Annotated in this window: 24 protein-coding genes; 13 read left to right on the top strand and 11 right to left on the bottom strand. The window is 30.1% G+C overall.

Annotation, left to right across the window (positions count from 1 at the left end; all coding sequences use genetic code 11):
- Window positions 1-223: 223 nt before the first annotated feature.
- From ACI48P_RS19520 to dnaA, 11 genes are all read right to left on the bottom strand, one after another.
- Window positions 224-1000 carry a SigB/SigF/SigG family RNA polymerase sigma factor gene (locus tag ACI48P_RS19520; RefSeq protein ID WP_475218826.1) on the bottom strand — a complete coding sequence of 259 codons (777 nt, stop codon included), beginning with the start codon at window positions 998-1000 and terminating at the stop codon, window positions 224-226.
- Window positions 1000-1407 carry an ATP-binding protein gene (locus ACI48P_RS19525; protein ID WP_475218828.1) on the bottom strand — a complete coding sequence of 136 codons (408 nt, stop codon included), beginning with the start codon at window positions 1405-1407 and terminating at the stop codon, window positions 1000-1002. Before ACI48P_RS19525 ends, ACI48P_RS19520 begins: the two co-directional genes overlap by 1 nt.
- A gap of 3 nt (window positions 1408-1410) precedes the next feature.
- Window positions 1411-1722, bottom strand: a complete 312-nt coding sequence (locus tag ACI48P_RS19530; protein ID WP_475218829.1) for an STAS domain-containing protein — start codon at window positions 1720-1722, stop codon at window positions 1411-1413.
- Between the two features lie 15 nt (window positions 1723-1737).
- Window positions 1738-1995, bottom strand: a complete 258-nt coding sequence (locus ACI48P_RS19535; RefSeq protein ID WP_475218831.1) for a DUF948 domain-containing protein — start codon at window positions 1993-1995, stop codon at window positions 1738-1740.
- A complete protein-coding gene (locus ACI48P_RS19540) occupies window positions 1995-2279 on the bottom strand; it encodes a YtxH domain-containing protein (protein ID WP_475218832.1) in 285 nt (94 codons plus the stop codon). The genes ACI48P_RS19535 and ACI48P_RS19540 overlap by 1 nt, the downstream gene beginning before the upstream one ends.
- A gap of 73 nt (window positions 2280-2352) precedes the next feature.
- Entirely contained in the window at window positions 2353-4782 is a 2430-nt protein-coding gene (gyrA, locus tag ACI48P_RS19545; protein ID WP_475218833.1) for a DNA gyrase subunit A, read from the bottom strand.
- An 18-nt stretch (window positions 4783-4800) separates the two neighbouring features.
- Complete coding sequence (gyrB, locus tag ACI48P_RS19550) at window positions 4801-6702, bottom strand: DNA topoisomerase (ATP-hydrolyzing) subunit B (RefSeq protein WP_475218834.1); 1902 nt, start codon at window positions 6700-6702, stop codon at window positions 4801-4803.
- On the bottom strand, window positions 6703-7818 hold the full coding sequence (gene recF / locus ACI48P_RS19555; protein WP_475218836.1) for a DNA replication/repair protein RecF: 1116 nt from the start codon (window positions 7816-7818) through the stop codon (window positions 6703-6705).
- Between the two features lie 15 nt (window positions 7819-7833).
- Window positions 7834-8040 carry a S4 domain-containing protein YaaA gene (yaaA, locus tag ACI48P_RS19560; protein ID WP_475218838.1) on the bottom strand — a complete coding sequence of 69 codons (207 nt, stop codon included), beginning with the start codon at window positions 8038-8040 and terminating at the stop codon, window positions 7834-7836.
- A 119-nt stretch (window positions 8041-8159) separates the two neighbouring features.
- Window positions 8160-9266 (bottom strand): DNA polymerase III subunit beta, encoded by a 1107-nt coding sequence (gene dnaN, locus ACI48P_RS19565; protein ID WP_475218840.1) that lies wholly within the window; start codon window positions 9264-9266, stop codon window positions 8160-8162.
- Window positions 9267-9507: 241 nt separating this feature from the next.
- Complete coding sequence (gene dnaA / locus ACI48P_RS19570) at window positions 9508-10827, bottom strand: chromosomal replication initiator protein DnaA (protein WP_475218841.1); 1320 nt, start codon at window positions 10825-10827, stop codon at window positions 9508-9510.
- Between the two features lie 657 nt (window positions 10828-11484).
- On the opposite strand from dnaA, the gene rpmH reads away from it, so the two are divergent.
- From rpmH to ACI48P_RS19635, 13 genes are all read left to right on the top strand, one after another.
- Window positions 11485-11619, top strand: coding sequence for a 50S ribosomal protein L34 (rpmH, locus tag ACI48P_RS19575; protein WP_007285206.1), 135 nt, complete (start codon window positions 11485-11487; stop codon window positions 11617-11619).
- 78 nt (window positions 11620-11697) lie between these two features.
- The gene (gene rnpA, locus ACI48P_RS19580; RefSeq protein ID WP_475218843.1) at window positions 11698-12042 is read left to right on the top strand and encodes a ribonuclease P protein component; all 345 of its coding nucleotides are present in this window, start codon (window positions 11698-11700) and stop codon (window positions 12040-12042) included.
- Between the two features lie 39 nt (window positions 12043-12081).
- Window positions 12082-12333, top strand: a complete 252-nt coding sequence (gene yidD / locus ACI48P_RS19585) for a membrane protein insertion efficiency factor YidD (RefSeq protein WP_475218844.1) — start codon at window positions 12082-12084, stop codon at window positions 12331-12333.
- 32 nt (window positions 12334-12365) lie between these two features.
- On the top strand, window positions 12366-13085 hold the full coding sequence (locus tag ACI48P_RS19590; protein ID WP_475218845.1) for a YidC/Oxa1 family membrane protein insertase: 720 nt from the start codon (window positions 12366-12368) through the stop codon (window positions 13083-13085).
- Window positions 13057-13680, top strand: a complete 624-nt coding sequence (gene jag, locus ACI48P_RS19595; protein WP_475218846.1) for an RNA-binding cell elongation regulator Jag/EloR — start codon at window positions 13057-13059, stop codon at window positions 13678-13680. The genes ACI48P_RS19590 and jag overlap by 29 nt, the downstream gene beginning before the upstream one ends.
- Window positions 13681-13800: 120 nt before the next feature.
- Window positions 13801-15180, top strand: a complete 1380-nt coding sequence (gene mnmE, locus ACI48P_RS19600) for a tRNA uridine-5-carboxymethylaminomethyl(34) synthesis GTPase MnmE (protein ID WP_475218847.1) — start codon at window positions 13801-13803, stop codon at window positions 15178-15180.
- 79 nt (window positions 15181-15259) lie between these two features.
- Window positions 15260-17155: a tRNA uridine-5-carboxymethylaminomethyl(34) synthesis enzyme MnmG gene (gene mnmG / locus ACI48P_RS19605; RefSeq protein WP_475218849.1), complete on the top strand. Its 1896-nt coding sequence runs from the start codon at window positions 15260-15262 to the stop codon at window positions 17153-17155.
- The gene (gene rsmG, locus ACI48P_RS19610) at window positions 17148-17867 is read left to right on the top strand and encodes a 16S rRNA (guanine(527)-N(7))-methyltransferase RsmG (protein ID WP_475218851.1); all 720 of its coding nucleotides are present in this window, start codon (window positions 17148-17150) and stop codon (window positions 17865-17867) included. The genes mnmG and rsmG overlap by 8 nt, the downstream gene beginning before the upstream one ends.
- 201 nt (window positions 17868-18068) lie before the next feature.
- Entirely contained in the window at window positions 18069-18854 is a 786-nt protein-coding gene (noc, locus tag ACI48P_RS19615; RefSeq protein ID WP_475218853.1) for a nucleoid occlusion protein, read from the top strand.
- 56 nt (window positions 18855-18910) lie between these two features.
- Window positions 18911-19684 (top strand): ParA family protein, encoded by a 774-nt coding sequence (locus tag ACI48P_RS19620; protein WP_475218854.1) that lies wholly within the window; start codon window positions 18911-18913, stop codon window positions 19682-19684.
- Between the two features lies 1 nt (window position 19685).
- Window positions 19686-20561, top strand: coding sequence for a ParB/RepB/Spo0J family partition protein (locus ACI48P_RS19625; protein ID WP_475218856.1), 876 nt, complete (start codon window positions 19686-19688; stop codon window positions 20559-20561).
- A 20-nt stretch (window positions 20562-20581) separates the two neighbouring features.
- The gene (locus ACI48P_RS19630; RefSeq protein ID WP_475218858.1) at window positions 20582-21724 is read left to right on the top strand and encodes an aminotransferase class V-fold PLP-dependent enzyme; all 1143 of its coding nucleotides are present in this window, start codon (window positions 20582-20584) and stop codon (window positions 21722-21724) included.
- Between the two features lie 156 nt (window positions 21725-21880).
- Window positions 21881-23173 (top strand): helix-turn-helix domain-containing protein, encoded by a 1293-nt coding sequence (locus ACI48P_RS19635; protein ID WP_475218860.1) that lies wholly within the window; start codon window positions 21881-21883, stop codon window positions 23171-23173.
- The last annotated feature ends 62 nt before the right edge of the window (window positions 23174-23235 follow it).

Consider the following 23235-nt stretch of genomic DNA (forward strand, 5'->3'; position numbering starts at 1 on the left):
CCAGGATCAAACTCTCAAATAAAAGTTTAACGGGCTCAGATACTGTTATATATCTGGCTTTGTTTGGTTGTTTCAAATTCTATAAATTAACCTACTGTTTAATTTTCAAAGTTCATTATTACTTGCCACTCTGTGGCTTTTATGTTGTTGCCCTTTTCTTAAGGACAAGTAATAATATACTATATATCTAACAGTAGGTCAATACTTTTTCTATATTTTTTTATTAAATATTTTTTTCGTACTCTTTTCTTAATTTTTCTACGATCTTTTTCTCTAATCTAGAAACAGTCATTTGTGATGTTTCCAATTCTTTAGCTAATGCTGATTGAGTTTTGTCTAAGAAAAATCTCCCTTTAAATATTTTTATTTCTACCTCATTAAGGTTCTCCATAAATTTATTTATAAAGTCACTTTGTTCTATATTTCCAAAATTACTTTCTTCTTGCCCTAGTTTATCGCTTAGAGTAAGATCTTTTTCTTCTGAGTCATCATTACTTGATGCATCTAAAGATACCGGTTGATACCCGTAACTTGCTTCCATAGCTTCTAGTACGTCTTCTTCACTGCACCCTATATAATTAGCAATATCTTTTACTTTAGGATGTCTTTTATTTTCCTGCTCTAATGCTAATTTAGCTTCACTTATTTTTTTGCTTAACTCTTGAACTCTTCTAGGTACCCTTAAGGTCCATACTTTATCTCTAAAGTACTTTTTTATCTCACCTACTATAGTAGGTGTTGCAAAACTAGAAAATTCAAATCCTTTTTCAATATCATATCTATCTATTGCATATATCAGTGCTACTGATGCAACTTGATATATATCTTCAAAGTCTACACCCTTATTTATGTACTTTTTTGCTAATAAATTGGCTAAATACAGATGTCTTTCTATAAGAATATTTCTAACTTCTCTATTATCCTTATCATTACTATATATCTTGAATAGCTCTTTTGTATCCATATTTAGGTAAATTGTAGCATTAGCTACATTCTTCATTAGAAATCAACTCCTAAATATTTAGTCATTTTTATTATTGTTCCTTCTCCAGCTTTAGATTCCATACTTACATCATCCATTAATGCTTGTATTATGAATAATCCTAATCCGCTTTCTTTAGGTTCTTCTAAATTAGGTGTACTTATTGAGTTAATGTCATATCCTTGTCCATTATCTTTAATTTCTATGTTAATTCCATTTTCTAAAATATTAAACGTTATTATAAACTTCATATCCTTACTATGCTTTATTGCATTTGTGCAAGCTTCTGATACAGCAACTTTTAAATCTTCTATATCGTCAACAGAAAATCCTATCTTGTTAGCTATTCCTGAAGTAGTTAATCTTATAATACCTACATAATCGGGATTTGCAGTAAGCTCCATTTTTATAGTTTCACAAGTCAAAATCTATCCCTCCATCTTAAATATTTTATCTAGACCTGTTATGGTAAAAATCTTTTTCACATTGCTTCTAGGGTTTAGTATATATATTTCTTTATCATTTACTCTTAATTTCTTTAATACCCCTATAATAACTCCTAAACCAGTTGAGTCAATATATTCCAAATTCGTTAAATCAATTTTTACATCTAACATCTTTTCATCTACTATTTTGTGAAGCTGATCTTTTAACTTGTCTGCACTAGATACATCTAATTCTCCTTCTATACTTACATTCCAGAAATCATTATCTAGTTTAGAGTTTATGTTTATTGACATTCTTAGTCCTCCTAGCTATCTTTTAAAAATTCTAAACATCTTAGTTATGCTAGTTATATTACTAACCATATCCATTATTTCATCTGTGTTTCTTGTTATTGATGCCACATTTTCTATAGTTTCATGTATGTGTCTTTCATTATAATCTACAATTTTATAAACTTTGTCTGTGATTTTAGTAGCACTATTAAGTAGTTTGGCTATATATATTCCCACAATTAGTGCTGATGCACCAATTAAAACAGCCCCTATTTGCCATCCTAATGCATCCATTATCTAATCTCTCCCTCATCATCAAAACTCTTACTAATTATTATCTCATCTTCTGATATTTTTATATTATCTTCTTCTCTAGTATCATCAATAATATCAGTTATTTTTTCTCTAACACTAATAATAGTTTCTTGTAGAACTTCTTTTGGATTTTCTTTAACTTCGTCTAACTTTATTTTTGCTTCTTGTCTTAATTCAGAACCTTTTTTAGGTGCAAAGAATAAACCTGCTAAAAATCCTAGTATTGCTCCAAAGAATAAATATTTCCCTTTTCTACTACTCATACTACTACTCCTCTCATATATCTAAATCTATATGTATATCATTAATATTGAGAAAAAGAATAGGATAAATATCCTATTCTTCCTCGTTATTTATTTTAGCAATAGAAACCACATTAACTTCATCATTAGTCTTCATTAGTTTAACTCCACTTGTTACTCTTCCGAATAATGATATTTCACTAACTTTTATTCTGATTAGTACTCCGTCAGAGTTGATGATCATTATTTCATCATCTTCATTTACTAGTTCAGCTCCAACTATTGTTCCTGTCTTTTCTGCTATATTATAAGTCTTTATACCTTTTCCGGCTCTTATTTGACTTCTATATTCTTCTATGTCTGTTCTTTTTCCAAATCCATTTTCACTAACTACTAATACTTCTGTTCCTTCATCGCAAAGACTCATAGATACAACTTTATCATCATCTTTTGATAATGTTATACCCTTAACACCCATAGCAGTTCTACCCATAGGTCTTATATCATTTTCATCAAATCTTATAGACATACCTTCTTGAGTAACTAATAGAACTTCTTTTGAACCATTAGTTAATTTAACACCTATAAGTTCATCATCTTCTCTTAAACCTATAGCTATAAGTCCAGATTTATTGATATTTTTAAATTCTTCACGGTTAGTTTTCTTAACTATACCTTTCTTAGTAGCTAATAATATGAATTTATTATCATCTTGTACATCTATAGGAATTAGAGTAGCGATCTTTTCACCTGGAGCTAATTGTAATAAGTTTACAATAGCAGTTCCTTTAGCTTGTCTCTTTCCTTCTGGTATATCGTAAGCATTTAATCTAAATACTCTACCTTTATTTGTGAAGAACAATAATCTACTATGAGTAGTTGTCGATACAAGATGCTTAACGAAATCTTCTTCTCTTGTTGTAAGAGCTGATATACCTCTTCCGCCTCTTCTTTGACTCTTATAAGTATCTGCTGGTAATCTCTTGATGTATCCGAAGTGAGTAAGAGTTATTGCTATCTCTTCATCGCTTATAAGATCTCTCATGTCGATTTCCCCTTCAGCATGTCTTATTTCTGTTCTTCTTTCATCTGCATAGTTTTCTTTGATTATTAGCATCTCATCTTTTATTACGTTTAGAAGTAATCTTTCATCTGCTAATATTTCTCTTAATCTATTTATTTTCTTCATTAACTCTTCATACTCAGCTTCTATCTTATCTCTTTCTAAGCCAGTAAGTCTTTGAAGTCTCATATCTAAGATAGCTTGTGCTTGTATTTCTGATAATTTAAACTTAACTACTAATCCTTCTTTAGCTTCTTGAGTTGTCTTAGAAGCTCTGATTAAGCTTATAACTGCATCTATATTATCAAGTGCGATTCTTAAACCTTCTAATATGTGCGCTCTAGCTTCAGCTTTGTTTAATTCAAATTTAGTTCTTCTAGTAACAACATCTTTTTGATGCTCTACATAATGATATAATGCTTGCTTAAGGTTTAATACTTTAGGTTGTCCGTTAACTAATGCTAACATAATTATACTAAATGTATCTTCCATTTGAGAATGCTTATATAAGTTGTTTAATACTATATTAGCATTTGCATCTCTCTTAAGCTCTATAACTATTCTCATACCATTTCTGTTACTTTCATCTCTTAAGTCAGAGATTCCTTCTAACTTCTTATCTTTAACTAATTCAGCTATTCTTTCAACTAACTTAGCCTTATTTACTTGATATGGTATTTCAGTTACTACTATTTGTTGTCTACCTTTTGCTAGCTCTTCTATGTACGCTCTAGCTCTAACCTTAACTTTACCTCTACCTGTTTGGTAAGCTTGGTTTATATTTTCCTTACCCATTATTATTGCTGAAGTTGGGAAATCTGGTCCTTGTATAAATTGCATTAAATCTTCAACCATACATTCTGGATTTTCTATTAAATGCACAGTAGCATCTATTACTTCTCCTAAGTTGTGAGGAGGTATTGATGTTGCCATACCTACTGCTATACCATTAGATCCATTAACTAAAAGGTTAGGATATCTTGATGGTAATACTGACGGTTCTTTTAAAGATTCATCAAAGTTAGGTGTGAAATCTACTGTTTCTTTATCTATATCTCTTAATAATTCAAGAGCTAATTTACTCATTCTCGCTTCTGTATAACGCATTGCCGCTGGCGAGTCACCATCTACAGAACCAAAGTTACCATGTCCATCAACTAAAAGTCCTCTAGTTGAGAAATCTTGAGCCATTCTAACCATTGCAAAATAAACTGCAGTATCTCCGTGTGGATGGTACTTCCCTAGAACGTCCCCAACAATACGGGCAGACTTTCTATATGGTTTATCTGGTGTTAAGTTTAACTCACTCATTGAGTATAATATTCTTCTATGAACGGGCTTTAATCCATCTCTTACATCAGGAAGGGCACGACCAGCTATAACACTCATGGCATAATCAATGTATGAGTTTTTCATTTCATCAGCAATTTCAATAGGGAGTATTCTATTGTTTTCTTCCATTGTTACTTATCCCCTTTCTTATATATCTAAGTTTCTAACGTATTTCGCGTTTGTCTCTATAAATTCTTTTCTAGGAGCTACTTTATCACCCATAAGCATAGAGAATACCTCATCTGCTACAGCTGCATCTTCTACAGATACTTGTAATAAAGTTCTAGTGTCTGGGTTCATTGTCGTATCCCATAATTGCTCTGCATTCATCTCTCCAAGCCCCTTATATCTTTGAAGCTCTACACCTTGTCTACCTATTTCATCTAATAATTTATTTAATTCCTTCTCAGAGTAAACATAGTGTTCTTTCTTTTGCTTCTTAACTTTGTATAAAGGTGGTTGAGCTGCATATATATAACCATTATCAATAAGTGGTCTCATATATCTGAAGAAGAATGTTAATAATAGTGTTCTTATGTGAGCACCATCCACATCGGCATCGGTCATGATTACTATTTTGTGGTATCTTGCTTTTTCTAAATCGAAATCATTTCCTACACCACATCCAAATGCAGTTATCATATTCTTTATTTCATCAGAAGATAATATCTTATCTAATCTAGATTTTTCAACGTTTAATATCTTACCTCTAAGTGGTAATATTGCTTGAGAGTGTCTATCTCTACCTTGCTTAGCAGAACCACCGGCAGAATCCCCTTCGACTAAGAATATTTCACTCTTAGATGGATCTTTTTCAGCACAGTCAGCTAATTTCCCAGGTAATGAAGTACTTTCTAGTACACTCTTTCTTCTTGTTAATTCTCTTGCTCTCTTTGCAGCTTCTCTAGCTCTTTGAGCTCTAAGTCCCTTATCAACTATTATTCTAGCTGTTGTTGGGTTCTCTTCTAAGAATGCTCCTAACTCTTCTACTGTTACACTATCAACGATTCCTCTCATCTCAGTATTACCTAGTTTAGTCTTAGTTTGACCTTCGAATTGAGGCTCAGGAAGCTTAACAGATACAACTGCAGTAAGACCTTCTCTTATATCTTCTCCTAATAAGTTAGGATCACTATCTTTTAATAACTTGTTTCTTTTAGCATACTCATTTATAGTTTTTGTAAGAGCGGTTCTGAAACCAGCTAAGTGAGACCCACCTTCGTGAGTATTGATGTTATTAGCAAAAGAATATACGTTCTCTGTATAGCCATCAGTATATTGCATAGCTAACTCAACTACACAATCTTTCACTTTTTTATCTATATAAACTATATCTTCATGAATTCCAGTTCTTGTCTTATTTAAATATTTTACATATTCAACTAATCCACCAGTATAATGGAACTCCTTCTTTTTAGGATTTTCACTTCTTTTATCTTCAAATATGATTTTTATACCTTTATTTAAGAAAGATAATTCCCTAAGTCTATGCTCTAATGTTTCATATTTGAATTCTATTTCATCAAATATAGTTTCATCAGGCATAAACATTGTTACAGTTCCTGTATGAGTAGATTCTCCTACTATCTCAAGCTCTGATGTTGGTATCCCCTTCTCATAAGTTTGTCTATATACTTTACCATTTCTACTTACTTCTGCTACTAACCACTTAGATAACGCATTAACAACAGAAACCCCAACTCCGTGAAGACCTCCAGATACCTTGTATCCTCCTCCACCGAATTTTCCTCCTGCATGAAGAACAGTTAATACTGTTTCTAATGTTGATTTTCCTGTTTGTGGATGTATTTCAACAGGTATACCTCTTCCGTTATCCTTAACAGTTATACTTCCATCTTCGTTTATCGCTACATAGATATCAGTACAATAACCTTGTAAGGCCTCATCTATACTATTATCTACTACCTCATAAACTAAATGGTGTAAACCTCTAGGACCAGTAGAACCTATGTACATACCAGGTCTTTTTCTAACGGCTTCTAACCCTTCTAATACCTGTATCTGACTTGCACCATATTCTTGTTTCATTTAGTTCCCTCCATTCTCTATGCTAACAACGCATCCTTTGTCGATGTTGAAAATAGTAGTATTTTCTCTATCAAAGATATTTTTATGTGAAACTTCAGCCGTAGTTATAAACATTTGAACTACACTCAGGTTATCTACTAATAATTTTTGTCTTGTTTCATCTAGTTCACTAAAGACATCGTCTAAAATCAATACAGGGTATTCGCCTACTTCGTTGTTTATCAGCTCTATTTCTGATAATTTCAGAGATATAGAAGCTGTTCTTTGTTGACCTTGAGAGCCATAAAGCCTTACATCCAGGTCATTTACGAATATATTTAAATCATCTTTATGAATACCATATCTTGTAGTTCTTGTCTCTATATCACTATTTCTACTAGATGCTAACTTTTCAATAAATTTGTTGCATACAGTTTGTACACTATCTTCATCACATACGTTTATCTGATTCTTATATGTAATCGATAAATTTTCAATATCGTTAGTAAGGTTTTTATGCATTTCTCTAGCAATGTCTGCTATTTTTTTTATGAAATCTCTTCGAATTATATAAATATAGCTTCCATATTGGGCTAAGCTTTCATCATATACGTCTAATAACGCTTTATCTATATGATTACTTTTTAGCAATTTATTTCTTTGAAATAAAACCTTATTATAACTAGTAAGGTAGTTATAATATTTAGGCATTATTTGACTTATTTCTTTATCTATAAATAATCTACGTTCTTTTGGGCCATCTTTAACTAATTTTAAATCTTCAGGCGAAAAAATAACAACATTTAGATTCCCAAGTAATTCATGAATTTTTTGTATGTGTATTTTATTAACTTTAATACCTTTTTTATTTTTCCCAATACCAATTTCTATTAGACCATTTGTATGCATTTTGGAATAACTTCCTCCTACATATAAATTTTCGGTATTAAACTTTATAATCTCACGGTCTTTATTAGTCCTAAATGATTTTCCAAAAGATAACATGTAAATAGATTCTACAATGTTGGTCTTTCCTTGTCCATTTTTACCAACAAGAAGATTTACTTTTTCATTAAATTGTAAATGTAAATTATCATAGTTCCTAAAATTAACTAGCTGTAAACTATTTAGTCGCACAAAAGGCACTCCTTTTTACACTACTTTTATTAAATTTCCTTCTACTTCCACTAAATCTCCAGATCTTAGCTTTTTTCCTCTTCTAAGTTCAATTTCTCCATTAACTTTAACTAATCCTTCTTGAATTAAGAACTTAGCATGTCCTCCTGTTGAAGCAAGGTCCACTAATTTAAGGAATTGATCTAGCTTAATGTATTCTGAATCTATAGATATTTCGATCATGTTAATTCCTCCTATTTTTATATTTATAATTATTTTTCCAAACTTGTCTAAAAATATATTATATCACAAAATTACCTACAAAAACCCAACTTTATGATTAGTTGGGTTTTCTGTCTATACTATATGTTTGATGATATTCTAACAGGAAGTAATAAATAAGTATATTTTACACCATCTGCTGGTCTGATTATACATGGATTTACATTTGTCGTAAATTCTAAGAATATTTCTTCGCTATCTATATTTTTTAAACCTTCTAAGAAGTATCTAGAGTTAAATGCTATATCTAAATAATCTCCTTCTAGTTCTAAAGAAACTTCTTCGTATACATTACCTTTATCAGTATTTGAAGTTATAGCCATAGCATTATCTCTTATAGATAATTTTATAAGGTTATTCTTCTCTGATTGAGATAATAAAGAAGCTCTCTCAATACTATTTAAAAGTTCTTTAGTTTTTAATTTAACTTTAGAGTTATGTTCTCTAGGAAGTAATTTTTTATAATCTATAAAATCACCTTCTAGAAGTCTTGTTATTATTTTAGTCTCGTTTATTATAAATATTGCATTTTTATCGTCAAATCCAACTTTAACATCTTCCTCTGATGATAAAAGACTATTTACATCATTAAGTGCCTTACCTGGTATTATTACTTTTGTATTGTTCATAATATTATCAACAGAACAACTTCTTACTGCAAGTCTATAACCATCAATAGCAACTAAACTTATGTTACCATCTACTATCTCTAAAAGTTCACCCATTAATACAGGTTTAGTTTGATCTTGAGAAATAGCGAATACTGTTTGCTTTATCATATTTTTTAGTAAATCTTGAGGAATATTGTATAAATCTTCTTCATTTACTTCTGGTAATCTAGGATATTCTTTTGGAGAGTCTCCTTTTATTTTAAATCTAGAGTTTAAACAGTTTATATAAACATTATTTTCAGCATCTGTTTCTATTTCAACAAAAGAATCAGGTAATTTTCTTATTATATCTCCAAAAAGTCTAGCATTTACTACTATATCCCCTTCTTTTACTACTTCTGCTTGAGTATATGTTTCTATTCCGATTTCTAAATCATATCCAGTTAACTGTAATTGATCTCCTTTAGCAGATAATAGTATCCCTTTTAAAAGATCTAAAGTAGTTTTTGAGTTAATAGCTTTTTGAGCAATTCCTATTTTATGAGCTAAAAGCTTTTGATTACAAATTATCTTCAATGTGGATAACCTCCTTGTGGCATTTATATAAAAAAATAAATAAAAAAATTAGTAGTCATAGTAGTAGGTGTTGTTGATAATGTGAATAACTATCTACACCGTAATAAATGGAAAGATATCAACATGTGTATAAAATGTTAATATCTTTGTGAGTTTGAATATGATATTTTGTGTGTAATTTTTTGTCCAAAAAACTATGAACATGATATTAAGACGATACTAACAGACAAATGTGTATAACTTATCCCTTTAAATCAGAGATTATTTTGTCTATTTTCGTCTTTACGTCTTCCACTTCTTGGATATCTTTACTTATCTTGTCATGAGCATGAATAACTGTAGTATGATCTCTTCCTCCAAATTCTTCACCGATCTTAGGAAGTGATAAATCTGTAAGCTCACGAGATAAATACATTGCTATTTGTCTTGGGAAAGCAATAGATCTTGTTCTTTTTTTCGAATTAAAATCTTCCATTTTTAAATTAAAAACAGAAGCTACTTTTTCTTTTATTCTATTTACTGTGATTTCTTCATTTTTTGAAGTAGTTATAATATCTTTAAGTGCTTCAGCTGCAAGATCTAAAGATATCGTTCTATTTGTAAGAGATGAATATGCTACTACACGTGTTAGGGCACCTTCTAATTCTCTTATGTTTGATTTAATATTTTTCGCTATATAAGACATTACCTCATTTGGAACTTCTATGTTCTCCATTTGGGCTTTTTTTCTAAGAATAGCTATTCTAGTTTCAAAATCAGGAGCTTGAATATCTGTTATAAGTCCCATTTCGAATCTTGATCTTAATCTATCCTCTAATGTAGGTATTTCTTTTGGTGGCCTATCACTAGATATGATGATTTGCTTATTAGCTTCGTGAAGAGTATTAAAAGTATGGAAGAATTCTTCCTGAGTTCTCTCTTTGCCAGCTATAAACTGAATGTCATCTATTAGAAGTATATCTACATTTCTGTATTTATTTCTAAATTCTTCGTTTCTATCGTCCTTAATTGAGTTTATAAGCTCATTTGTGAACTTTTCTGAAGAAACATAAACAACTTTAGGATCCTTTTTTTGAGTCATTATATGATGCCCAATTGCATGCATTAAATGAGTTTTTCCTAATCCAACGCCTCCGTATAAGAATAATGGATTGTATGCTCTAGCTGGAGATTCAGCAACTGCAACGCATGCAGCATGAGCAAATCTATTACTATTTCCAATTACGAACGTATCAAAAGTATATTTAGGATTTAAATTTGGATGGTTCTTTTTTGTTGTTGCGGTATTATTTTCTTCACCTAAGCCTTCAACCTCTTGCTCACTTAAGACGAATTTAATATTGTATTTTTTTAATGATAGCTGATTTACTGAACTTTCTATGAGAGTTAAATATCTATCTTCTAATATGCTTTTGGTAAATTCATTAGGAACTAAAAGTATTAGATCATTCATGTAAACCTTTAAAGGTACTATTTGCTTGAAAAAAGCATTGAAACTAGGTGGAGATAACTCACCTTTTATTAATTGTAGTGTTTTGTCCCATAAAGAAACTATATCCATAATATAAACCTCCGAACAGAATAATTAACATTTTCCACAAAGTTATTAACAAAAAACAAAAAAATATATATAAATTTGAATAAATAACTAATGTTATGGATAAGAATGTGGATAAAATACTAATAACATAAATTATTCTAAAAAACTAAAAAGATATAAACAATATGTATATAAAGTTATAAATAGTATCAATATATAATAAGCATAGCTTATATCTAGATTATTAACATAAAGAAAATAAGTTATACACATTTATATCCACAGCTTGTGAATAAATTTAATAAGTTAATATATTTTATAAACATTATCAACAGGTATAATAATAATATCAGAATAAAAGCCAATTTTCAATAATTTATGGGAATTTATCCACAATATTAAACGGCTGTTGATAAATTTATACACTATATTATAAAATTCTATTTTTTATGAAAAATAATAACAGTTCATATTTGTTGGCAAATATTATTTCTAGGCTAACTTTGAAATTAAAAATATACATTAATATATATATAGCAATTTTATGATTTTCATAGTCCAAAAACTCGTTGACAAGCATTATAAAAGCATTTATAATTGTATGTGTTATGTTTACTTTTGAGGGTAAAGTTATTATTTTTATAAACGGAAAAACAAACCTGAAAGGCGGTGCAATAAATGAAAAGAACTTATCAACCAAAGAAAAGACAAAGAAAGAAAGAACATGGTTTCAGAAAGAGAATGAAGACGTCTAACGGAAGAAACGTGTTAAAGAGAAGAAGAGCTAAAGGAAGAAATAGATTAACTCATTAATAATTAAAAAGGCCGCTAAATAGTGGCCTTTTTGTGTAGGAAATAATATTTATTAGCTGTGTTTATGGAGGATTTAGCATGGACTTTAATAGAACTAAAGGATTGAGAAAAGACTCTGATTTTAGAAAGGTATATAAACACGGCAAGTCTTTTGCAAATAAGTATTTAGTAATGTATATACTTGAAAATAAATCAGAAGAGAGTAGACTGGGAATTTCAGTTTCTAAAAAAGTTGGAAAAGCGATTACAAGAAATAGAGTGAGAAGATTAATTAGAGAAGTATACAGACTAAATGTTGATGATAAAGTTAAAGCAGGATACGATATTGTGTTTATTGCTAGAATAGCAAGTAAAGATGCTACTCATAAGGATATAGAAAAATCAGTTAATTATTTAGTAAAAAAATCAGATATGTTTATATAGGGTGCAAATATTGAGTATTGACTCATGGAGGTTTTTAAATTGAATAAAATATCATATATATTGAAGGAAATGAATATGTATTTGTCGAAAGTATGTATTTGTTTAGTAAGGTTTTATCAAAAATATATATCTCCTTTAAAGGGTCCTACCTGTAGATTTTATCCTACATGTTCCCAATATTCGATAGAGGCATTTAAAAAATACGGATTAGTAAAAGGTTTTATCCTTACCATAATACGTGTATCGAAGTGCCATCCTTTTCATCCAGGAGGATACGACCCTCTAAAATAAAAATTAATTAAATACTTTAGGAGGTATGACAATTGAGTATCATAAGTAATTTGTTAGGTCACGCTCTTAGAATAATCTTTGAAGTTGTGAACAACTATGGGCTTTCTATAATACTATTTACAATATTTGTAAAAGTATTATTATTACCACTTACAATTAAGCAAACTAAGTCAACAAAGGCTATGCAGGATATACAGCCTAAGATAAAGGAAATACAAGAAAAATATAAAAATAAACCAGAAAAACAAAATCAAGAAATAATGAAGTTATACCAAGAAGCTAAGATTAATCCATTAGCAGGGTGTTTACCATTATTAATACAAATGCCAATATTATTTGGACTATATGCTGTGTTAAGAGAGCCTTGGGCTTATGGACTGTATGCTAACGAAGCGGCATTCCAAGCAGCAGACACAGGATTTTTATGGTTATCAAGCCTAACTCAAGCTGGAGGATTTACTCTACAGGGGCTAAGTATGGGGATACTTTCAGGGGGAAGTGCATATATAATGCAAAAGATAATGACTCCAAGTGATCAACAAGAAGGTACAATGAAGACTATGACTTATGTTATGGCTGCTATGTCTTTCTATTGGGGGATGACTTTCCCAGCAGGTCTTGCAGTATACTGGACAGCAAGTAACCTATTTACAATAGCACAATACTACTTAGTAATGAATCCTTTAAAGAAAAAGTTGGCTAACTCTAAGGAGGAAGTAGTTGATGAGAAAAAGCCTAGAATTAAAAAGTAAGACTAAAGAAGAGGCTATAAGTAAAGCCTTACTACAACTAAACGTTCAAGAAAAAGACATCGAAGTAGAAGTAATTGAAAATCCTACTAAAGGATTTTTCGGAATAGGTGCAAAAGAAGGTACTTATAAAATTACAGTTATAGAAACTGAAGCAGATATAGCTAAGAGTTTTGTAGAAAACATACTTAAAAATTCTAACGTGACTGCAAAAGTTAATGTAACTCAAGAAGATCATCTAATTAAAGTAGATATCGAAGGAAAAGATGCAGCATGTTTAATTGGTAGAAGGGGAGAAACTCTAGATTCAATACAATTCTTAACAGGATTAGCTCTTAACAAAATAAACAAAGACTCACACATGAGAGTACTTGTTGACATAGAAAACTATAGATCTAAAAGAGAAGAATCGTTAATAAGATATGCTAATAAAGTAGCTAGAGAAGTAGCCAAAACTAAAAAAACTAAAAAGCTAGACTATATGAACCCGTATGAAAGAAGAATAGTACATTCATCTCTTCAAAATGATAAATACGTAAGTACATATAGTGAAGGAACAGATCCTTACAGAAGATTAGTAATAGAGTATAAAAGATAAAACTTAACCTCCTATATGATAGGGGGTTTTATTTTTGCGATTTATTTTATATAATGTTAAGATTAAGGAAACAATTAAAATAATGATATAGATAAAATTATAATTTATGAGGTGATAAATTTGTTTTTAGATGATACGATAGCGGCAATAGCGACTGCACCTGGTGAAGGTGGTATAGGCATTATAAGAATTAGTGGAGAAAAGTCACTTCAAGTTGCGGAAAGTATATTTAAATCAATGTCTGGAAAGAAAATAGAAGACTATAAGACAAGAACTTTAATATACGGAAATATAGTAGATAGAGAAACTATAATAGATGAGGTATTAGTAGCATATATGAAAGGTCCAAATTCATATACAGCTGAAGATGTTATAGAAATAAATTGCCACGGTGGATTCATTTCTGTAAAGAAAATATTAGAATTAATCTTATCTAAAGATGTAAGATTAGCTGATGCTGGAGAATTTACTAAGAGAGCTTTCTTAAATGGAAGAATAGATTTATCTCAAGCTGAAGCTATAATAGATGTAATAAAAGCTAAAACAGAAGTTGCTCATGAAGTAGCACAAAGTCAATTAGAAGGTTCTTTATCTAATAAGATAAAGCAATTAAGATTAAATGTTACGGAAGTATTGGCTCACTTAGAAGTTGCGATAGATTTCTCTGAAGAAGATATAGAAGAAATAACATATCAAACTCTTAGAGAAAGAGCAGAAGAACTAAGATGTGAAATTAAGAAATTATATGATACAGCAGAGAGCGGAAAAATCCTTAGAGATGGTCTAAAGACTGTTATAGTAGGTAAGCCAAATGTTGGTAAATCATCATTACTTAACTCTATATTAGGAGAAAATAGAGCTATAGTAACTGATATACCTGGTACAACAAGAGATGTTATAGAAGAGTTTGTTAATATTAAAGGGATACCTCTAAAAATAGTAGACACTGCGGGTATTAGAGAAACAGAAGATGTAGTAGAAAAAATAGGTGTTGAAAAATCTAAAGAATCTTTCAGCAGTGCTGATTTAGTAATAATGGTTCTAGACTCATCTAGAAAATTAGACAAAGAAGACTTAGAGATACTAGAAAACTTACAAAATAAGAAGACAATAGTACTATTAAACAAAACAGATTTAGATCCTCAAATAGAAGAAGATAAGTTAAATCAATATGTTGACAGTAGTAGTATAATTAAAATATCGGCATTACAAAATGAAGGTATTGAAGAATTACAAGATAAGATAGAAGCAATGGTTTATAGAGGAAGTGTTAAAAGCTCTTCTAATCTAATGATAACAAACACTAGACACAAAGATGCATTAGCAAAATCTTATGAGTCTATAAATGATGCAATAACAGCTATAGATCAAAATATGCCATATGACTTTATAGAAGTAGACTTTAAGAATGTATGGGATTATTTAGGTTATATAAATGGAGATACTATAAAAGAAGATTTATTAGATACTATATTTAGTAACTTCTGTATCGGAAAATAGAAAATAATAATGACATTACTATATAAAATAAACTTTATGTTTTTCGTGAAACATTAATGTTTAACAGAAAGGAGTACACATGATACAGTTTGAAGCAGGAAAATATGATGTAATAGTAGTTGGAGCGGGACATGCTGGATGTGAAGCAGCTTTAGCAACTGCTAGAATGGGACATAAAACACTAGTTGTTACAATGTCTTTAGACTCTATAGCATTAATGCCTTGTAATCCATCTGTAGGTGGAACAGGAAAAGGGCAATTAGTAAAAGAGATTGATGCTTTAGGTGGGCAAATGGGTATAAATACAGACAAAACATTTATACAAAGTAGAATGTTAAACACTGCAAAAGGGCCAGCAGTACATTCACTTAGAGCTCAAGCAGATAAGTTTAAGTACCATACTGAAATGAAAAAAACTATGGAAAATGAACCAAATATAGATATTGTTATGGATGAGGTAATTGACATACTTCACGATAATAATGTTGTTAATGGAGTAGTAACAAAGTTAGGATGTAAATATGAGGCGAAGGCTGTAATATTAGCAACTGGTGTTTACTTAAACTCTAAAATATTTATGGGTGAAGTATCCTTCTACGAAGGTCCAAATGCATTAGGATACGCTAAGCACTTAACTGATTCATTAGTTGAGCTTGGATTAAACATGAGAAGATTTAAAACTGGTACACCTGCTAGAATCCACAGAGATAGTATAGATTTTTCTGTTATGGAGCTTCAAGAAGGTGATAAGAAAGTAACTCCATTCTCTTTCATGAATGAAAATCTTAATATAAACCAAGAACCATGTTATTTAACAAGAACTAACATGGGAACTCATGACATAATATTAAGTAATATAGAAAGATCTCCTATGTATGGAGGTAAAGCACAAAGTACAGGTGCAAGATACTGTCCATCAATAGAAGATAAAGTTGTAAGATTTAGTGATAAAGACTCACATCAAATATTCATTGAGCCAGAAGGTCTTGATACTAAGGAAATGTATATCCAAGGTATATCAACAAGTTTACCTTACGAAGTTCAATTACAAATGTATAAGAGTGTTAAAGGTCTAGAAAATGCAAAAATAATGAGACCAGCATATGCTATAGAGTATGATTGTATAGACCCTACTCAATTAAAAATATCACTTGAAATAAAGGGTGTTGAAAACTTATTTAGTGCAGGGCAATTTAACGGAACATCTGGATATGAGGAAGCAGCAGCTCAAGGTTTAATAGCTGGTATAAATGCTGCTATGAAGATAGAAGGGAAAGAGCCTTTTGTATTAGATAGATCAGAAGCCTATATAGGTGTATTAATAGATGATTTAGTTACTAAAGGAACTAATGAGCCATATAGAATGATGACATCTAGATCTGAGTATAGATTATACTTAAGACAAGATAATGCAGATATGAGACTTACTCAAAGAGGTTATGATATAGGTCTTGTAAAAGAAGATAGATATGAAAGATTCTTAAATAAGAAAGCTGAAGTAGAAAAAGAATTAGAAAGATTAAAAACAGAAAGAGTAACTCCAAAAGAAGTAAATCATCTTTTAGAGGAAATGGGAGCATCAGAAATAAAGGTAGGTTTACCTTTATATGAATTTATAAAGCGTCCAGAAGTTACTTATGAATTAATTGAAGCGATAGGAAAAGGTGCTTCTGATGAGGTTTCAGATGAAGTAAGAGAACAATGCGTAGTTATGACTAAGTACGAAGGTTATATAGATAAGCAATTAAAACAAATAGAACAATTTAAAAAGTTAGAAAATAAGAAACTTAGCGAGGATATAAACTATTCTTCTATAGATGGATTGAGAATAGAAGCTAGACAAAAGCTAGATGCAATAAAGCCAATATCTATAGGACAAGCATCTCGTATTTCTGGTGTTTCTCCAGCGGATATCTCAGTACTTCTTGTATATTTAGAGCAAATGAGAAGAACTAGAGGAGGAAACAATGAATAATAGAGAGATACTTAAAAAGGGAATAGAAGAGTTAGGTATATCGACTAATGACGAAATGTTAAATAATTTAAAGATTTACAGGGAAATATTAGTCGAATGGAATCAAGTTATGAATCTTACTGGGATAGAGGATGAGAAAGAAGTGTATATAAAGCACTTCTTAGACTCTATTTCTGCTGTTAAAAATGGCTATATAAAAGACGGAATGTCAATAATAGATGTTGGTACAGGAGCAGGATTCCCTGGTATGCCACTTAGAATATGTTTAGAAAATCTAAAGGTAACTCTTTTAGATTCTTTAAATAAGAGAATAAACTTCCTACAAGAAGTTGCTAAAAATGTAGGAATTGATGATATAGAATATATCCACGGTAGAGCTGAAGATTTTGGAAAATATGAAAAATACAGAGAACAATATGATATTGCTACTGCTAGAGCAGTTGCAGGTCTACCTGTATTAATGGAATTTTGTATACCTTTCGTAAAAGTAGGGGGCTACTTTATATGTTTAAAGGGACCAAATGCAAACTTAGAATTAGAAGAGTCGAAAGCTGCTATGGAAACTTTAGGTGTAGAGTTTATTGAGAAAATAAATGTTGATTTACCAGACTCGCAGTTAAATCATAATATTTTAGTTTTCAAAAAAGTAAAAAATACGCCGGAAAAATACCCTAGAAAAGCAGGTAAACCTGCAAAAAGCCCAATAAAATAATTCAGAAAATGATTTAAAATACTGTTATTTCCTAAGAAATAGCTAAAGTTATATTAAATTTAAAACAAAATAGAAGGATTATGTAAGTGTATGAAGAAATATTATACACTAGTATATATAATGCAATATTAAGTAGGAATTTTCGATTGAGAAGAAAATGACTAAATTAAAATATATTTATATTTATGAGAGAGGGATGTTATGGAAGAAAAAAGAGTTATGGAGATACCTATAGAGCAGATAGTTCCAAATCCATATCAACCAAGAAAAGTTTTTTCACAAGCTGCATTAGAAGAGCTAAGTAATTCTATAAGGGTTTATGGAATTCTTCAACCTATAACAGTAAGAATGAAGGGTGATACATACGAATTAATTGCTGGAGAAAGAAGATTAAGAGCAGCGAAACTTGCTAATCTTGAAACTGTACCAGTAATAATAAATAATATGTCTGATGAATCTTCTGCCGTATTAGCTTTACTAGAGAACTTACAAAGAGAAGATTTGAACTTCATAGAAGAAGCAATGGGATATGAGAATTTAATAAAGGAACATAGCTTTACACAGCAACAATTAGCAGAAAAACTAGGAAAGAATCAATCTACAATAGCTAATAAACTCAGAATATTAAGGCTTCCTAGTGAAATAAAAATAAAGTTAGTAGAAAATAGCTTGACTGAAAGACATGCTAGAGCACTTCTAAAACTACCTGATGAAGGGATAATGAAAGAAGTTCTAGATAAAATAATTAAAAATGAATTAACTGTTAAGAAAACAGAAAAATTAATAAAGGATATTCTTGAAGAGTTAGAAACTCCAGAAGAGCCTGAAAAAAAACAAAATATAAAGGGTGCTATGGGTATTAGAATATACTTAAATACCATGAAGCAAGCTTTTGACGCAATACTTGGTACAGGTATTGAGGCTAAGTATAATGAAATAGACAAGGGAGATTACATGGAAGTTGTTGTAAAGATTCCTAAAAAATAAAAAGGTTACTGCTTAGCAGTAATTTTTTTTTAAAAGATTTGAAGGGGGAAAATCTTATGGGAAAGGTTATAGCAGTATTTAATCAAAAAGGTGGAGTTGGGAAGACCACTACAAATGTAAATTTAAGTGCAAGTATAGGTCATTTAGGGAAGAAAACTTTAGTATTAGATTTGGATCCACAGGGAAATACAACTAGTGGATATGGTATAGATAAAAATGAAGTTGAGACTACAATTTATGATGTAATAGTTGATGAAGTAGGTATAGAGGAAGCTATTATAACTACTGAATTTGAAAATATAGACTTAGTTCCAGCACATACAGATTTATCAGGAGCCGAAATAGAGCTTACATCAAGAAAGGGTAGAGAGTACATATTAAAAAAGGCAATAGATAGTGTAAAGGACAAATACGACTATGTATTTATAGATTGTCCACCTTCTCTAGGTATGCTAACTATAAACTCACTTACTGCAGTTGATAGTGTTTTAATACCTATCCAATGTGAGTACTATGCTCTTGAAGGTGTTAGCCAGTTGATGGAAACTATAAAGTTAGTTAAATCAAGATTAAATCCAGATATAGATATACAAGGTGTTGTACTAAGTATGTTTGATGGAAGGGCTAATTTATCTATTCAAGTAGTAGAAGAAGTAAAGAGATATTTTAAGGGAAGTGTGTATACAACATTAATCCCTAGAAATGTAAGATTAGCTGAAGCACCAAGTCATGGTAAACCAATAATTTATTATGATGTTAGGTGTAAGGGTGCAATTGCATATCAAGAGCTAGCAGAAGAATTTATAGATTTAGAGGAGGATGTGATATAACATGGAAAATAAAGCGACTAAGAGAACTAATAGATTAGGAAGAGGACTTAGCGCATTAATACCTGACATAAAAGAATCAATAGATAATAAAGATATAACTCAAATAGAAATAAGTAAGGTATATCCAAATGAGAGCCAACCAAGAAAAATATTTGATCCTGAAAAAATAAGTGTATTAAGTGAATCAATAAAGAACTATGGAGTATTACAGCCAATAGTAGTAAAACCTGATGAAAATGGTAAGTATATGATTATTGCAGGGGAAAGAAGATATAGAGCTTCTAAAATGGCAAAATTAAAAGAAATTCCTGCTGTAATAAAAGATATACCTATGAAGGACATTATGGAAATTGCTCTTATAGAAAACTTACAAAGAGAAGATCTAAACTCAATAGAAGAGGCAATAGCATATAAGAGTTTAATAGAACACTACCATGTTACACAAGAAGAGATCTCAGAAGCAGTAGGTAAGAGTAGACCTCATATTACAAATACGATTAGATTATTAAATCTTGAAAAAGAAGTAATTGATATGATAGAAAGAGGAGACATTACTGCTGGTCATGGTAAAGCTCTTCTTAGAGTTAATGATGGTCCTATACAAATAGAATTAGCTAATAAAGTATTCCAAGAAGAACTTTCGGTTAGAGAAACAGAAAATATTGCAAAGAAAATTTGCGAAGAAAAAATGACTGAAGTTCCTAAAAAAGAAAAACAAAAAGATATATTTATAGTTGATGTAGAAGAAAAATTAAGAAATATTTTTGGAACAAAAGTAAACATATCTAAAGGTAAAAAGAAGGGAAAAATCGAAATAGAATATTATAATGATGAAGATTTAAACAATATAATATCTATGCTTCTTGAAGAAGATTAAAGAGAGGAAAGGGACAGCAAATGATTTATTTAGATAACGCAGCTACTACATATCCAAAACCACAAAAAGTATATGATTCTATATTAGATTGTATGACTAATTACTGCGCAAACCCAGGTAGAGCAGGTCACAAAATGGCAATGAGAGCAGGAAGAGAAATCTACGATGCAAGAGAAAATATAGCTAAGCTTTTCAATATAGATAATCCTATGACTATAGTATTTACTCATAATGCAACAGATTCTTTAAATCTAGCTATTAAGGGTTCAGTAAAAAAAGGGGATCATATAATTACTACAAGTATGGAGCATAATTCTGTAATAAGACCTATAAAAGCTCTTGAAGATAGAGGTATAGAAAATACTGTAGTTAAGTGCGATAAAGAAGGATTCTTAAATATAAATGATATAGAGAAAGCTATAAAGTCAAATACAAAGTTAATAGTAACAACACATGCATCTAATGTATGTGGAACTTTAATAGATATAAAAGGTGTCGGTGAAATAGCAAAAAAGCATAATATCTTATATTTAGTAGATGCATCTCAAACTGCAGGTGTGTATGATATAAATCTTAAGGAATTAAATATAGATATGCTAGCAGCTCCTGGTCATAAATGTCTTTTAGGACCACAAGGAACGGGTATATTATATATTAGGGAAGGTCTTAAGATAGATATATTAAAAGAAGGTGGAACTGGAAGTCAATCAGAAGATTTGTTCCAACCAGAATTATTTCCCGATAAATATGAGTCAGGAACACATAACACACCAGGTATAGCAGGATTAAACGAGGGCGTAAAATTTATACTTGAAGAAGGTATAGATAAAATAAGAAAACATGAAGAAGATTTATGTAAATACATGCTTGAGAGATTAGAAGAAGTACCTAATATATGCATATATGGGCCAAAAGATAGTAAAAAAAGAGCAGCAGTTATTTCGATAAACATTGAAAATATAGATTCGGGAGAGATAACTTTCTTATTAGATAGTGAATATGATATAGCTACTAGATCTGGAATACATTGTTCACCTCTTGCTCATCAGAGCTTAGGAACACTAGAGCAAGGTGCAGTAAGGTTTAGTTTTGGATACTTTAATACAAAAGAAGAGATTGATAATGCTATAGAAGCATTAAAAGAGATTTCTAATAATAATTAAAAGAAACAGGAATATAGTGTAAAAATTACACTTATATTCCTGTTTTTTTACGTAAAATGAATGAAATAGTAAAAAATTGTCAATTTTTATAGTGTTTTTAAAATAAATTTAAGTTATAATCATAGTATAAATACGCTTTCAAATGGGGGGAGTAATATGGAGATTCTGAGTTTAGGAGAAAAAATAAAAAAACTTAGAAAAGATAAAAACATGACGCTAAAAGAACTAGCGGGAGATAGAATAACAGCAGCACAGATAAGTCACATCGAAAGAGATAAATCACATACAAGTCACGAATTATTAGAATACTTATCAAAAAAATTAGATGTAAGCACGGACTATTTATTAGAAACCAAGGAAATGCAATCTAGAAAGATAACAGATAATCTTATACTTCAAATAGAAATACACATAAAATGTAATGAACTAGATAAAGCAGAAGAAAAAATAAGTGAAGCAATAAAAGTATGTAGTGAATTTGACTTAATAGAAAGTTATGGAAAATGTAATTTCTTACTAGCGACAATAAATCTAAAGCAAGAAGATTACAGTAAGGCGGTTAGTAACTTTGAAAAGGCACTGTATTTCTTTATAAAGAATAATGATAAAGATAATATATTTAAATGTTATATTGGGATAGGTAAAATATATATGAAAGAAGAATTCTTCAAAGGGGCAATAAGTCATTTTAATTTTGCAGAAGAGATATTAATAGAAAGCGTAAATGAAGATACAGATATATATAAAGATTTATACAGTAAGATGGCATACTGCTATATAAAATTAGATCAACCACAAAAATCATTAGAGTATATTGAAAAAGTAGATGTATTAGATAACAAAAATAACTCTAAGGAAGAAGTGGAGATGCTAGTTTTAAAAGCTAACAATTTATTTAATGTGGGGAAGTATGAAGAATCTAAAGAAAGCTTTAGGAAGGCTTTAGAGTTATTAGATAAAGAAGAAAATAAAAGTGAATTAGCAGATATATATCTGACTATATGTGATATCTATACAAAAATGGGGCATAGTGAAAAAGTATTAGAGTATTCACATAAAGTTTATGATATTAAGAAAAATGATGAAGATGAGTATATGATGGATGGGTTATGTAAAATAATAGAAGCGTATATTGAATCTAAAGAATATGAGCTTGCTAGAAGATATTGCAAGATAGCATTAGCATCGTCTATAAAGTACAAAAATAAGTTATATGAATATAAAGCGTTAAAGTATTACGCTGATATGCATGATAAACAAGATGAAAACGATTTAGCTATTGAGTACTTAACAAAATGTATAAAAATAATATCAGAATTAAATGAAGAAAAGATATTAGCAAACTTATACATAGAGTTGGGTCAATTATATTCTAGTATATCTAAAGAAAAAGAATTAGAGTACTACCAAAAAGGTGTGTTCATGTATAAAAACTTGCAAATCATATAATTATAAAGACTCTTTTAAAGGAGTCTTTTTTGTTTGTATAGAATAAGTAATACAAATGGAGG

The sequence above is a fragment of the Romboutsia sp. LXY-2 genome (genome assembly GCF_056171995.1).

What these genes read in the sequence shown, in the direction of transcription:
- ACI48P_RS19520 (WP_475218826.1), bottom strand. Translation starts at nt 1,000, where the DNA reads ATGAAGAATGTAGCTAATGCTACAATTTACCTAAATATGGATACAAAA.
- ACI48P_RS19530 (WP_475218829.1), bottom strand. Translation starts at nt 1,722, where the DNA reads ATGTCAATAAACATAAACTCTAAACTAGATAATGATTTCTGGAATGTA.
- ACI48P_RS19535 (WP_475218831.1), bottom strand. Translation starts at nt 1,995, where the DNA reads ATGGATGCATTAGGATGGCAAATAGGGGCTGTTTTAATTGGTGCATCA.
- ACI48P_RS19540 (WP_475218832.1), bottom strand. Translation starts at nt 2,279, where the DNA reads ATGAGTAGTAGAAAAGGGAAATATTTATTCTTTGGAGCAATACTAGGA.
- gyrA (WP_475218833.1), bottom strand. Translation starts at nt 4,782, where the DNA reads ATGGAAGAAAACAATAGAATACTCCCTATTGAAATTGCTGATGAAATG.
- gyrB (WP_475218834.1), bottom strand. Translation starts at nt 6,702, where the DNA reads ATGAAACAAGAATATGGTGCAAGTCAGATACAGGTATTAGAAGGGTTA.
- yaaA (WP_475218838.1), bottom strand. Translation starts at nt 8,040, where the DNA reads ATGATCGAAATATCTATAGATTCAGAATACATTAAGCTAGATCAATTC.
- dnaA (WP_475218841.1), bottom strand. Translation starts at nt 10,827, where the DNA reads ATGGATATAGTTTCTTTATGGGACAAAACACTACAATTAATAAAAGGT.
- rpmH (WP_007285206.1), top strand. Translation starts at nt 11,485, where the DNA reads ATGAAAAGAACTTATCAACCAAAGAAAAGACAAAGAAAGAAAGAACAT.
- rnpA (WP_475218843.1), top strand. Translation starts at nt 11,698, where the DNA reads ATGGACTTTAATAGAACTAAAGGATTGAGAAAAGACTCTGATTTTAGA.
- jag (WP_475218846.1), top strand. Translation starts at nt 13,057, where the DNA reads ATGAGAAAAAGCCTAGAATTAAAAAGTAAGACTAAAGAAGAGGCTATA.
- mnmG (WP_475218849.1), top strand. Translation starts at nt 15,260, where the DNA reads ATGATACAGTTTGAAGCAGGAAAATATGATGTAATAGTAGTTGGAGCG.
- rsmG (WP_475218851.1), top strand. Translation starts at nt 17,148, where the DNA reads ATGAATAATAGAGAGATACTTAAAAAGGGAATAGAAGAGTTAGGTATA.
- noc (WP_475218853.1), top strand. Translation starts at nt 18,069, where the DNA reads ATGGAAGAAAAAAGAGTTATGGAGATACCTATAGAGCAGATAGTTCCA.
- ACI48P_RS19620 (WP_475218854.1), top strand. Translation starts at nt 18,911, where the DNA reads ATGGGAAAGGTTATAGCAGTATTTAATCAAAAAGGTGGAGTTGGGAAG.
- ACI48P_RS19625 (WP_475218856.1), top strand. Translation starts at nt 19,686, where the DNA reads ATGGAAAATAAAGCGACTAAGAGAACTAATAGATTAGGAAGAGGACTT.
- ACI48P_RS19630 (WP_475218858.1), top strand. Translation starts at nt 20,582, where the DNA reads ATGATTTATTTAGATAACGCAGCTACTACATATCCAAAACCACAAAAA.
- ACI48P_RS19635 (WP_475218860.1), top strand. Translation starts at nt 21,881, where the DNA reads ATGGAGATTCTGAGTTTAGGAGAAAAAATAAAAAAACTTAGAAAAGAT.